Source organism: Janthinobacterium sp. TB1-E2 (assembly GCF_036885605.1).
Lineage (GTDB): Bacteria > Pseudomonadota > Gammaproteobacteria > Burkholderiales > Burkholderiaceae_D > Janthinobacterium > Janthinobacterium aestuarii.
Genome location: NZ_CP142523.1, coordinates 1 through 12628, shown reverse-complemented (window position 1 = coordinate 12628; position 12628 = coordinate 1). Strand labels below are relative to the sequence as shown.

Sequence of the window (12628 nt, the reverse complement as noted above, 5' to 3'; positions counted from 1 at the left end):
TCAGGCAGTGGAGTGGGCATGCGGCAAACATTTTGGATGAGCACGATGGTGGCGCTGCTGGCGCTGGGAGGTTTGGCGTCAGCGCAGGCGGCGCGGTTCTACGAGGGTAAACCGACGGCCACCGCCAGCACCGTCGAGCGCGGCGCGAAAACCATGGACGAGGCGCAGGTGCGCACGGCGCTGGCCCATGTGCCGCAGATCGACGACAGCATAGCCTACGCACCCACGGGCGTGGCCGAGTTCGACGCCATCGAGCATGGCCATGGCAAGCTGGTCGGCTATTTCAATATCGATGGCGATTTATTGCCCGGCAAGCCGGCCGATGCGCCGGCGTTTGCCTATAAAAAAACCTTCGTGGAAAAGGATGGCCATTTCCTCACGGTCACGTATCTGCTGGGCAAGGGCTGGAAAGGGAACCGCGCACCCAGCTATCACATCAAGTGGATCACATGGGAAACGCAGCCGCAGCGCTTTGCCGCCAGCCAGGATGGGCTATTCATCGAGTACAACGTGAGTTGCTGCGTGGGCAGCGTGTATGCCCGTGGCCAGTATGCACAGGGCAAGCGCACGGGGCAGTGGCACTACGAGGAGCCGAACACCATCCGCTCGTTTGGCGCCTTTGTCGATGACAAGGCCGAAGGGCCGTGGACGTATGAAAGCGGCGATGAAACGACGACGGGCATGATGCAGCGTGGCCAGCGCACAGGCCGCTGGGAAGTGAGCCCGGGCGTGGACGAATGGCGCGAAGTGGACATGCACAGTTTCACCGGCTACGACACGTTTGTGAAAGACCGCTTGAACGGCCCCAGCGAACGGCGCATCGACGGCGTGGTGCAATGGCAGGGCAACTATGTCAACGGCAAGAAGCAGGGCCAGTGGGTGGAACCTGGCGGTGGCGGCCTGTATGTCGATGACGTGAAACAGGGGCCGTAAAGGCGACGCCGGACGGTGGCTGGCAAATGCTGACCATGCTCGATTGCAGAAACCGTCTATTAACATAACTGGCATTCCCACGCGACCGCGCACGATTGCGGAATGCCAGTTCTGCGCAAAAAACATCATCTACTTGTTACAAAGCGTGAAAATCCATGCTGGATGTTGCTACTAGTAATCTTTCCCTGTATCTTGCAGTCAGGAAATAAAAGTACAGGAAACCTCGACCTCGTTGCCCTGTCTTGCACTCCTGACGATATGCGCGGGCCGCCTTCCCCCCTGCCGCCGCACACGCCGTATCCATCTGTCCTGAACAATTCACGTGACCCGCCCATCAGGCGTTTGCTGCTATCCCGTTTGGCGGGCGCAGGCATGGTTGCGCCCCTACCAAGGAAAATTGCATGCTGTCGAACATAACAATAAAGATGCGCCTGATTGCCACCATGAGTGTGCTGGGCTTGCTGATCGCCGTGCTCGGCGTCATGAGTATCATCAGCCTGAAATCGGCCAACAACAGCCTCAACGAGGTCTACAGCAATCAGCTGGCATCGACGCAAGCGATCGGCGAATCGCAGATTCTGCTGGGCCGCGCCCGGTTCACAATGGACCGCGTGATGGTGCATCCCGATGCAGCCGACGCCAAGGATATCCTGGCCCGTGCCGAACAATTCATGGAAGCGTCGAACAAGTCCTGGAAGGTGTATTTGGCCTTGCCGCAAAGCGCGGATGAAAAGCGCCTGTCCGACGACATGGACAAGAAGCGCAGCGATTACATGAGCAACGGCTTGCTGGTCATGAGCAAGGCTTTGCGTGAAGGCAACGTCGCACAAGCGGACGGTTTGATGATGACGGGACTGACGCCGCTGTACCGCACCCTGGACCAGGCCGCTGAAACATTGACGCAGTATCAGGCCACTTCGGCTGCCCGCATGTATGCGGAAAGCCAGTCCAGCTATCGCACCCAGTTGGCCATGGCCATCGGCGGCGTGCTGGTGGGCGCCTTACTGACGATTATTTCCAGCATCTTGCTGCTGCGCGCCATCTTCGGCCCGCTGGACCAGGCCCTGCGCCATTTCGGCGCCATTTCCGACGGCAATCTGGCCAACGACATCGTCATCACGCGCAACGACGAGATGGGCGCCTTGCTGACGGGCTTGCAGAAGATGCAGGAACGCCTGTCGACCACTGTGCGCGGCGTGCGCGACGGCAGCGGCGCCATCGCCACGGCCAGCAATGAAATCGCTTCGGGCAACCTGGACCTGTCCAGCCGCACGGAGCAGCAAGCGTCGAGCCTGGAAGAAACGGCCTCGTCGCTGGAAGAGCTGACCTCGACCGTCAAGCAGAATTCCGACAATGCGCGCCAGGCGAACCAGCTGGCCGTGTCGGCATCGGATGTGGCGGTAAAAGGCGGCGCATTGGTGGCGCAAGTGGTCGATACCATGGGTACCATCAGCGAATCGTCGAAAAAGATCGCCGACATCATCGGCGTGATCGACGGCATCGCCTTTCAGACGAACATCCTGGCCTTGAATGCAGCCGTGGAAGCGGCGCGTGCCGGCGAGCAAGGCCGCGGCTTTGCCGTTGTCGCCACCGAAGTGCGCAACCTGGCGCACCGCTCGGCCAGCGCCGCCAAGGACATCAAGCTGCTGATCGAAGCGTCGGTACAGAACGTAGGCGCCGGCAGCGAACTGGTCAGCCAGACGGGCACGACGATGGACGAGATCGTGGCCAGCATCCGCCGCGTGACGGACATCATGGGCGAAATCAGCGCCGCCGGCCGCGAGCAGGAACTGGGCATCGGCCAGATCAACCAGGCCGTGGCAGAAATGGATACCGTGACGCAACAGAATGCGGCCCTGGTGGAAGAAGCGGCAGCTGCCTCGGAAGCCATGCAGGAACAGGCGGCGGCGCTGGCCGAAATGGTCAGCATCTTCAAGCTCGATGCCAACCATAGTGGTCCTGCCGCCAAGCCTGCCTTGCGCAAGCCTGTCGTGGCCGCCGCCAGCACGGCCTTGAAACGCCCGGCGCTGCGCCTGGCGCCAACCCGCGCCGCGGCAGCACCTGTCGCTGCCGCAAAACCGCGTCCGGCCAAGCCTGCAGCGGACAATAGCGGAGAGTGGGAAGAGTTCTAACAACACCTAAAAACCTACTGCGCGTCGCAATTTGCGGCCTGCGATGCTCACTGTGCTCTAGCACAGTTGCGCGTCTCGGCCACAACTTGCTGCCGCTCGCTACGGTTTTTTAGGCGTTGTTGATTCTAGATTATTGTTGTTCCAGGGCTACCTTTCTGCCCTGTTCCTGCAGCATCGCCGCCTCGGCCAGGGCCTGGGCGCGCGCTTCCTCCGCGGCCTGTTCCGCTTTCTCCAGCGCATCATGGCGCGCCTGCAAGGCTGCCCGCGCGCGCACGAAGACGATCTTGATGGCCGCCATCACGGGCACGGACAGGAAGATGCCGACCACGCCACCGAGCTGGTCGCCGGCCAGCAGGCCGACGATCACCATCAGCGGGCTCACTTCCACGCCTTCGCTCATCAAATACGGGTTGACCACGTAATCCTGGAACAAACGGTAGGCGGCGATAAAGCCGATCAGCCAGAACACGTGCTCGAAGCCGCTGAAACCGGCCACGACCACGGCGATAACGGCCGCCGCCAACGGGCCCGCAAACGGGATGAATTCCAGCAAGGCGGCCGCGCCGGCCAGCAGCAGGCTGTACGGTACGCCCATCAGGGAAAAGGCAATGCTGTAAGACACAAAGGTGGCGATCGACAACAGCAGCAGGGCGCGTACATAGCGCGACAGCAGGATGTCGAGGTCATCGATGATGGCGCCCCAGAGTTTCTTGTTTGGACGGTTCAGCAGGGACAGCAAGCCGTCGCGCATGTCCGGCCCTTCCTTGATCAGCAAAAAGCTCAGCACGGGCACCAGCACCAGATAGATCAGGTTGCTGGCCGCATGCATGACGGTCAAGCCCAGTTCTTTCGCCAGCGGCATCGCTTGTCCCGTACCGCTGCTCAGCTGCGACTGCATGAACGACAGCAGGCGCGCACGCAACGGCTCCATGAATTCCGGCAACGGGATGCGCTCGGCAAAGTTATTGCCCTTGAGCAGGGTCGGCAATTGATCGCTGAGCTTGATCGCCTCTTCCTCGATGCGCGCGCCGAAGATGGAGCCCAGTATCGCCACCAGCAAGATCACCACGAGGAAGACGATGCCGATGGCGGCCGTGCGCGGCAAGCGCTTTGGCCCATGGCGTTCGAGCAGGCCGATCAGCGGATACACGAGGTAGCTGAAGAAAATCGCAAAGACCACGACGATCAGGGTCGATGAAACCTTGTAGGTGAGAAACAGCAGGAAGGCGATGAGGAAAGCCGTCCACACCATCTTGGCAACGCGCAAGTTAAAACCGAACATATGAATTCCTTAGGGGCAGGATGCGACGCAAGCGTGACTGGCTTGAAGGGCAGGGTGGGCAAGGCAGGGACAGGGCCGCGCCGCACGGCCGGAAATCATAACGCAAAATGCCAAAATGCCATGTTCTTGTGCGTAATGGCAATGCTTTCCCTGCTCTTGCGCTTATTTTTCCCGCCAGCTGGCCACGGTGATGAAGACGCCATCGTCCTTGTTGGGTTCGCGCAAGGTCACCGTATAGCGGCCGCTCGTATCGTTGCCCGTAAACACCACCTTGTCGTCATGGCCTTTCACTTGCGCGCCCTTGGCCAGCTTGGCGTAGGTGTTGAGCACCCAGTGGAAATCAGCATAGCTGCGCAAGGTGATGTCGGCATCGGGCATGGGCTCGTCACCGGCCTCGGCCGCTTCCGTGGGCGTGCGCATGGGCAAACCGGCCAATCCTGCCGGTGTGACGATCTTGCCGCCGCTGGAGCTGCTGTTCAATTCCGCATTCGGCAGCAGCAGGTGCAGCAGGCTGGCGGAAAAGCCGGGCGGCACGTCGCGCGGTTCCCAGCCGGGCTGGCCGGGGCGGGTCGTGATGTATTCCACGGCAGCAATGCTTTGCCGCTGTTCCTGCGCAGCCTGTGCCAGCATGGTCGGCAACTGCCGTGCCCACACGAGCAGCGGCGCGGCCATCTCATCCTCCGCGCCCGGTGGCAGGAACACCGTCAGCACGGCGTGCGTGGGTGGCAGGCAGGCGGGGGCGGCGTCACCGGTGGCGGCTTGGCAATGGCCGTTGACCAGGCCCAGCGCCAACAGCTTGCGTTGCGGATCGAACAGCATGGCGGCGCGCCGTGCACCGTGCGTGCCGGCATCGATGGAGGCCAGCACCGAGCGCCCGTCGGGCAGCATGGTGCGCGTGATGTCGTCGAGTGAATACATGCTGTCGAGCACCTGGCGCGCGATCAGGGTGTTGCCCTGCGTATAGCTGCCGCGCGCATAACCGAGCAGCTTGAAGACGTCGGCGCGGATCTCCGGATGCGCACTCAGGCGCAGTGGCGGCGATGGCACGGGCACGGTGGCGGCCACGAAGGCGGCATCTTCGGCAGAAATAGTTTCTGCCATGGTGGAAAGCGGCAGGCACAGCGCGGCGCACAGCGACAGCATGCGTAGAGTGATTTTTCCTGGGGTGTTCAATGGCCATCCTTGTCGAGACGCCATGCCGGACCGGTTGCCGGCATGCGCGGGCCGCGATCTTAGCATTTCAGGAATAAATCCCTTTCTGCCAAGCTTGGCTATTGAATCACTGTCCCCCGTTGCCATGGCCCAGATCACTATTTTCTGCAGCATTCCCGTTGACGATGAGACAGTGACCGAGTTCTTGCACAAGTATGTGCTCCACTCGCGTGTCGGCGCGGCCAGGAAATTGCGCATGGGTGAGAAGGGCTGTTTCTATACCTGTTCCTTGTATAGCGATGACCATGCTAAGGTGAGCCATTTGATCCGCCCCATGCTGGCGTTCTTTGAGAGCAAGCACATCCCTTTGACCATCCTCAAGATCGGCGCCCAGGACAGCTGGTACGAGGTGGACCCCGAGCAGCGCAATCCCTGGAAGATTTCCCCGCAGGCCCTGCTGGCGCTGCTCGACGCCAGGCCCAGCGGCAATACTCAGGCAGCGTTGAGCACGTAGCGGTTCTTGCCGCTTTTCTTGGCTTGGTACAAGGATTCATCGGCGCGCCGGTAGCTGTGCGACAAGTCCGCTTCCTTGAGCAGCTCTGCGACGCCGATGCTGACGGACACCTTGCGTTCCGGCACGAAAGCCGCCTCGACGCTGTCGACCAGCTGCGCGGCAAAGGCGCAGGCCGCGTTCTTTTCGCCCAGGTAAATGACGGCAAACTCCTCGCCACCAAGACGTCCGCACAGGTGCTCGCCAGACAGTTTGGCGATCACATCGGCGATTTTTTTCAGTACTTCATCGCCCACGTCATGGCCGTACACGTCGTTGATCTGCTTGAAGTCGTCGATGTCGATCATCAGGAAATAGGCGGGCGTGCGCGCCGTGCGCTGCAGGGTGCGGGCGCCCTGCGTGAACATGCGGCGATTGTTGAGCCCGGTCAAGCCATCCTTGTAAGCCATCGTCGCCAGCTCGCGCTGGGCGCGGTAGTTATGGATGCGCAGGACGAGAAAATAGATATTCAGCGCCAGGCCGATGATGACGCTGATGGTGACGGCCAGCACGGGCCAATGCTGGTCGGCCTGGCCCGCATGCACGGGAAATTGCCCCAGCCCCAACATGGCCCACACGCACAGTGATACGCCCAGGTAATACGCGATGCCGCTGAAGATGGGCGCCGTCGTCAGGGTGATCATCACCCCCAGCGGCAACACCCAGAAAGCAGGGTCTTCCGTGCTCAGCATCAGCACGCGAAAGCCGAACGCGATGAACAGCACACTGATGGTGCCGCTGGCGATAATCGCCTGCAAGGACTTCGCATACACGGTCAGCAGCAGCCCGCCCAGCATGCCCGTCACACCCAGCGCCGCCTGCGCATGATCGAACGAAGCGCGCGGCAAGGTCAGGCTGAACGTGACCAGCCAGCAAGCCAGGCCAAACGTCAGGATGGCTATCGAAATGAAATGCAGTTCCTTGAAAAAGCGCTGCTGCTGCTCCCGTTCTCCTGAAAAGAACAGGTAATAGAAGGCAGGAGACAGACTGCGCGAAGTGAACATTCCATTCGTCCAGGCAGACAACAGGCCTTGCGGCAGGGACGCCTCCCGGCAACGGCAGGCGGCATGGCGCGCGTACAAAATTAGTTGCGCTCAGGAACTAGTGTACTGGTTTCTTGGGGGTAGTGGGGACGGAGAGCGTGGAAATGCGGCGGTATGGATACAGGTACTGTGAGCGTGATCGCTGCATCCCCGAAGGGCACGGTCTGGACGTTGAAAAAGAAAGCGGCCCTGCAAGAGGGCCGCCATGGCAACATCTCGTTGCTGTTATGTCTTAAACGTCAATATTGCCCGCACGCAGCGCGTTGTTTTCGATAAACGCGCGGCGTGGTTCCACGTCGTCGCCCATCAGCGTAGTGAAGATCTGATCCGCAGCAATCGCGTCTTCGATCTGCACCTTCAACAAACGGCGTACGGTTGGGTCCATCGTTGTTTCCCACAGCTGGTCCGGGTTCATTTCGCCCAGACCTTTGTAGCGCTGTTTCGAAACCGTGCGTTCGGCTTCGTCGCGCAGCCATTGCATGGCCTGGTGGAAGTCGACCACGGCGATTTCCTTCATGCGCTCGCCTTCGCCGCGGCGGACAAACGCGCCTTCGCCGATCAGGCCTTCGAAGGTGGCGGCGCCGCTGCTCAGTACGGCGTAGTCCGGACCTTGCACGAAGTCGGCGTCGATGGCCGTGACTTTGACGTTGCCGTGGTACATGCGTTCGATGTGCAGCTTGTGTTTTTCCGACAAGTCGTCGGAACGCACATGCACGCGCACGGCGCTGTCGTTGATGGCCGTCTGCAGGGCCAGGGCGGAGGCTTCCGCCAGGTCCAGGGTCGACAGGTCCAGCTGCACGCCCGTCATGATGGCCGTCAGGGCGGCGCGGTCGATGACGCGCGTCAGACGGGTCATGATGGTGTTCGACAGGTTGAACTTGCGCACCAGTTCCGTCAGGGTCTCGCCGGAAATGCCTTCCGCGCCTTCGCGCGGCACCAGCACGGCCGTGTTCAGCGCCACGGTCATCATGTAGCTCGCTTCCTCGGCGTCATCTTTCAGATAGCGCTCGTCGCGGCCGGCCTTCACCTTGTACAGTGGCGGTTGCGCGATGTAGATGTGGCCGCGCTCGACCAGTTGCGGCATCTGGCGGTAGAACAGGGTCAGCAGCAGGGTACGGATGTGGGCGCCGTCGACGTCCGCATCGGTCATGATGATGATGCGGTGGTAGCGCAGTTTTTCGACGTTGAATTCGTCCGGTCCGATCGAAGTGCCGAGCGTGGCGATCAGGGTGGTGATCTGCTCCGACGACAGCATTTTCTCGAAACGGGCTTTTTCCACGTTCAGCACTTTACCGCGCAGCGGCAGGATCGCCTGGAACTTGCGGTCGCGCCCTTGTTTTGCCGAGCCACCTGCCGAGTCACCCTCGACGATGTACAGTTCGCACAGGGCGGGATCTTTTTCCTGGCAGTCGGCCAGCTTGGCCGACAGGCCCAGGCCGTCCATGATGCCTTTGCGGCGAGTCAAATCGCGGGCCTTGCGGGCGGCTTCGCGCGCACGTGCCGCTTCGACGATCTTGCCGCAAATGATCTTGGCGTCGTTCGGTTTTTCTTGCAGGTAATCAGCCAGGGTCTTGGCAACGATCTCTTCCACCGGGCCGCGCACTTCGCTCGATACCAGCTTGTCTTTCGTCTGTGACGAGAATTTCGGTTCCGGCACTTTGACCGACAGCACGCAGGTCAGGCCTTCGCGCATGTCGTCGCCGTTGATTTCCACTTTCGCCTTTTTGGCGAACTCGTGTTCATCGATGTATTTGTTGATCACGCGCGTCATCGCCGCGCGCAGGCCCGTCAAGTGGGTGCCGCCGTCGCGTTGCGGGATGTTGTTCGTGAAGCACAGCACCTGTTCATTGTAGGCATCGTTCCACTGCATCGACACGTCGACCGAGATGTTCGTGTTCTGGTCCGACATGCGCTCGCCCGTGGCCTGGAAAATGGTCGGGTGCAAGACCGACTTGGCCTTGTTGATGTATTCGACGAAGCCGCGGGTGCCGCCTTCGAAGGCGAACACTTCTTCCTTGCCTGTGCGCTGGTCGGACAACTTGATGTTGACGCCATTGTTCAGGAAGGACAATTCGCGGATGCGCTTGGCCAGGATTTCGTAGTGGAATTCCACGTGCGTGAAAATCTCTTCGTCAGCCCAGAAATGCACGTCGGTGCCGCGCTTGTCCGTTTCGCCGATGACACGGATCGGGGAGGTGGCGATGTCGCCGACCATGACGATCTGGCGGTCTTGCGGCACGCCGCGCACGAATTCCATGTGATGCACTTTGCCATCGCGGCGGATGGTCAGTTTCAGCAGTTTCGACAGGCCATTCACGCAGGACACGCCCACGCCATGCAAACCGCCCGAGACTTTATAGGAGTTCTGGTCGAACTTGCCGCCCGCGTGCAATTCGGTCATGACGATTTCCGCCGCCGAACGCTTCGGATCGTGCTTGTCGTCCATTTTCAGGCCGGTCGGTACGCCGCGGCCATTGTCGGTGATCGAGATCGAATTGTCGCTGTGGATGGTGACGTGGATTTCCGTGCAGTGGCCGGCCAGCGATTCATCGATGGAGTTGTCCAGCACTTCGAAAACCAGATGGTGCAAGCCGGTGCCGTCCGAGGTGTCGCCAATGTACATGCCCGGGCGTTTGCGTACGGCTTCCAGGCCTTCCAGGATCTGGATGGAGGCGGCGCCGTATTCTTCCGTTTTGGCCTGGATCGGGGTGTCTTGTGGATTCTCGGACATGGACTGCTTTCTCAAATAACGATTGCTGATTGATTCGGGGCTGCTGGCTGATGACCGTAGGTCGGGTTAGCCGGAACGGCGTAACCCGACAGACGGCGCTTCAGCATGTCGGATTACGCTGCGCTAATCCGACCTACGTCACTGCTGTGGTCTTTAGATGCGCATCGGCATGACGACATACTTGAAGTCGGCATTGTCGGGGATGGAGATCAGGGCGGACGAGTTCGAATCACCGAGCGCGATGTTGACGTATTCGCATTTCAGGTTGTTCAGCACGTCCAGCAGATACGTCACGTTGAAGCCGATGTCGACGGAGTCGCCGCCGTAGTCGATTTCCAGTTCTTCGACGGCTTCTTCCTGGTCTGCATTGGTCGAGCTGATCTTCATGCTGCCCGGGGTGATGATGCAGCGCACGCCCTTGAACTTGTCGCTGGTCATGATGGCGGCGCGTTGCAGCGAGCGCAGCAATTCATCGCGGCCGATGGTGAAGTCGTTTTTGTAGCCTTTTGGAATCACGCGCGTGTAGTCGGGGAACTTGCCTTCCACCAGCTTCGAGATCAGCTCGATGTCGGCAAAGGTCAGTTTCACCTGGTTGGCGGCGATGTCCAGTTGGACCGGCTCATCGTTCTCTTCCAGCAGACGCTGCAGTTCGATGATGGTCTTGCGCGGAATAATCACTTCCTGGCGCGCAAACGTCTGCTCGGTGGCGACCTGGCAAAACGCCAGACGGTGGCCGTCGGTAGCCACGGCGATCACATTATTGCCATCCAGAACCAGCAACAAGCCGTTCAGGTAGTAGCGGATGTCTTGCTGCGCCATCGAGAAATGCACCATGTTGAACAGGTGCTTCAGCGTTTTTTGCGGCAGGGTGACGGAGGCGTTGTAGCTTTCCGCCTGTTGCACGGTTGGGAACTCTTCAGCCGCCAGGGTTTGCAGGGCGAAACGCGACTTGCCCGTTTGCACGGTCAGGCGCTTGTTCAGCAGGGTCATCGTGACGTCGCCCGATTCGGGCAGGGCGCGCAGGATGTCCAGCAGCTTGCGCGCGGCCACGGTGGTGCCGGTGACATCCGCGCCGGAACCGATTTCCGCGTGCGTGGTGATCTGCACTTCGGTGTCGGTCGACAGGAAGGAGACATTTTCACCGTCTTTGCGGATGAGGATATTGGCCAGAATCGGCATAGTGTGCCGACGCTCGACAATACCGCTCACGATCTGCAGTGGCCGGAGAAGGGTATCTCGGGTGGTTTTGACCAATTGCATATTTATCCTCAATGTATAGGTTGAACAGTACGACGTTTAACGTATTAATTTAACAATTGTTGCCATAGGGAGCCCCGACAGACCGGCTGCGGTGCCCTCCCAGATGATAAGGGTAAAGCACGTTTTGAGCCAGTCTTGCTCAAGCGGCGCTTAGCCTTTTAATGTTTGCTCCAGCACATGCAATTCATGGTTGCATTCCGGATTCTTGGTGCGGTCCAGCGCGATCTTGCGCACGGCATGCAGCACCGTGGTGTGGTCGCGGCCGCCGAACAGTTCGCCGATCTCCGGCAGGCTCTTCTGTGTCAATTCCTTGGCCAGGTACATGGCGATCTGGCGCGGCCGGGCGATATTCGCGGGGCGGCGTTTCGAATACATGTCGGCAACCTTGATATTGAAGAAGTCGGCCACGGTTTTCTGGATGTTTTCCACGGAAATCTGGCGGTTCTGCACCGACAGCAAGTCCTTCAGGGCTTCCTTGACGATATCGATGGTGATGTCTTTGCCATGGAATCGCGAGTACGCAAGGATCTTGCGCAGCGCGCCTTCGAGCTCGCGCACGTTCGAGCGCAAGTGCTTGGCGACAAAGAAGGCCACGTCGTCGGAGAATGTCACGCCTTCCTGCTTGGCTTTTTTCAACAGAATCGCTACGCGCATTTCCAGTTCCGGCGGTTCGATGGCCACCGTCAGGCCCGAGTCGAAGCGCGAGATCAGGCGGTCGTCCATGCCCGTGATTTCCTTCGGATACGTATCCGAGGTGATGATGATCTGTTTCTTCGCTGCAATTAATGCCTCGAACGCATAGAAGAACTCTTCCTGCGTGCGGCTCTTGCCGCCAAAGAACTGGATATCATCGATCAGCAGCATGTCGAGCGAGTGATAGTAGTGCTTGAAATCGTCGAAACCCTTGCGCTGGTAAGCGGTCACTACGTCGCGAACGTACTGTTCCGCGTGGATGTAGCGAATTTTTGCGCCCGGATTGTCGGCCATCACCTGGTTGCCGATGGCGTGGATCAAGTGGGTTTTACCGAGGCCGACGCCGCCGTAGAAGAACAGCGGGTTATACGACACGCCCGGATTGTTCGCCACCTGGATGGCGGCGGCGCGCGCCAATTGGTTGGCCTTACCCGTAACAAAGCTGTCGAAGGTCAGGTCGGTGTTGATGCGGCTCTGCTCGCGGCGCGGGGCGGCGCCGATGCTCAGTTCCGGCACGCTGGGCTGCGGCTCCGCGGCGCGCGCGCTGGGCGCGCCGCCATTCGGATCGCTGGCCGGGGTGCTGGCGGCAACGGGCTTCTTCGGCAAGGCCAGGCGCGGGTCGAGCACGAACTGCACTTCCGTCGGCGCTTCGAAGTACTGAATGGCCAGGGCAGTGATGCGGCTGGCGAACTGGGTCTTGACCCAATCGAGCTTGAAGCGATTGGGCGCAGCAATGCGCAGCTTGCCCTCTTCGTAATCGAGAGGGATAAGCGGTTTGATCCACGCACTGAATTGTTGCGGTGTCAGCTCCAGTTCCAACTGCGCGGAACAGGCCTGCCAGAAATTATCCAT

At 60.2% G+C, this 12628-nt stretch carries 9 protein-coding genes; 3 read left to right on the top strand and 6 right to left on the bottom strand.

Annotated features, from left to right (window positions below):
• Positions 1-18 precede the first annotated feature (18 nt).
• The gene (locus OPV09_RS00045) at positions 19-933 is read left to right on the top strand and encodes a hypothetical protein (protein ID WP_338680082.1); all 915 of its coding nucleotides are present in this window, start codon (positions 19-21) and stop codon (positions 931-933) included.
• A gap of 401 nt (positions 934-1334) precedes the next feature.
• Positions 1335-3065, top strand: coding sequence for a methyl-accepting chemotaxis protein (locus OPV09_RS00040; protein WP_034754357.1), 1731 nt, complete (start codon positions 1335-1337; stop codon positions 3063-3065).
• 130 nt (positions 3066-3195) lie between these two features.
• Here the strand turns inward: OPV09_RS00040 and OPV09_RS00035 are convergent, their stop codons facing one another.
• Both OPV09_RS00035 and OPV09_RS00030 read right to left on the bottom strand, forming a co-directional pair.
• On the bottom strand, positions 3196-4347 hold the full coding sequence (locus OPV09_RS00035) for an AI-2E family transporter (RefSeq protein ID WP_338680081.1): 1152 nt from the start codon (positions 4345-4347) through the stop codon (positions 3196-3198).
• A 162-nt stretch (positions 4348-4509) separates the two neighbouring features.
• The gene (locus tag OPV09_RS00030) at positions 4510-5520 is read right to left on the bottom strand and encodes a hypothetical protein (RefSeq protein ID WP_338680080.1); all 1011 of its coding nucleotides are present in this window, start codon (positions 5518-5520) and stop codon (positions 4510-4512) included.
• A gap of 235 nt (positions 5521-5755) precedes the next feature.
• Here OPV09_RS00030 and OPV09_RS00025 point away from each other — a divergent pair, with 235 nt between their 5' ends.
• Complete coding sequence (locus OPV09_RS00025; RefSeq protein ID WP_338680079.1) at positions 5756-6013, top strand: hypothetical protein; 258 nt, start codon at positions 5756-5758, stop codon at positions 6011-6013.
• Here OPV09_RS00025 and OPV09_RS00020 read toward each other — a convergent pair.
• The 4 genes from OPV09_RS00020 to dnaA all read right to left on the bottom strand — a co-directional run bounded on the left by OPV09_RS00020 (position 5992) and on the right by dnaA (position 12628).
• Positions 5992-7053 (bottom strand): GGDEF domain-containing protein, encoded by a 1062-nt coding sequence (locus OPV09_RS00020; protein WP_070302912.1) that lies wholly within the window; start codon positions 7051-7053, stop codon positions 5992-5994. The two genes, OPV09_RS00025 and OPV09_RS00020, sit on opposite strands and share 22 nt — an antisense overlap.
• 271 nt (positions 7054-7324) lie before the next feature.
• Entirely contained in the window at positions 7325-9823 is a 2499-nt protein-coding gene (gene gyrB / locus OPV09_RS00015) for a DNA topoisomerase (ATP-hydrolyzing) subunit B (RefSeq protein ID WP_338680078.1), read from the bottom strand.
• A gap of 153 nt (positions 9824-9976) precedes the next feature.
• Positions 9977-11083 (bottom strand): DNA polymerase III subunit beta, encoded by a 1107-nt coding sequence (gene dnaN / locus OPV09_RS00010; RefSeq protein ID WP_034754341.1) that lies wholly within the window; start codon positions 11081-11083, stop codon positions 9977-9979.
• A gap of 150 nt (positions 11084-11233) precedes the next feature.
• Positions 11234-12628 (bottom strand): chromosomal replication initiator protein DnaA, encoded by a 1395-nt coding sequence (gene dnaA, locus OPV09_RS00005; RefSeq protein ID WP_034754339.1) that lies wholly within the window; start codon positions 12626-12628, stop codon positions 11234-11236.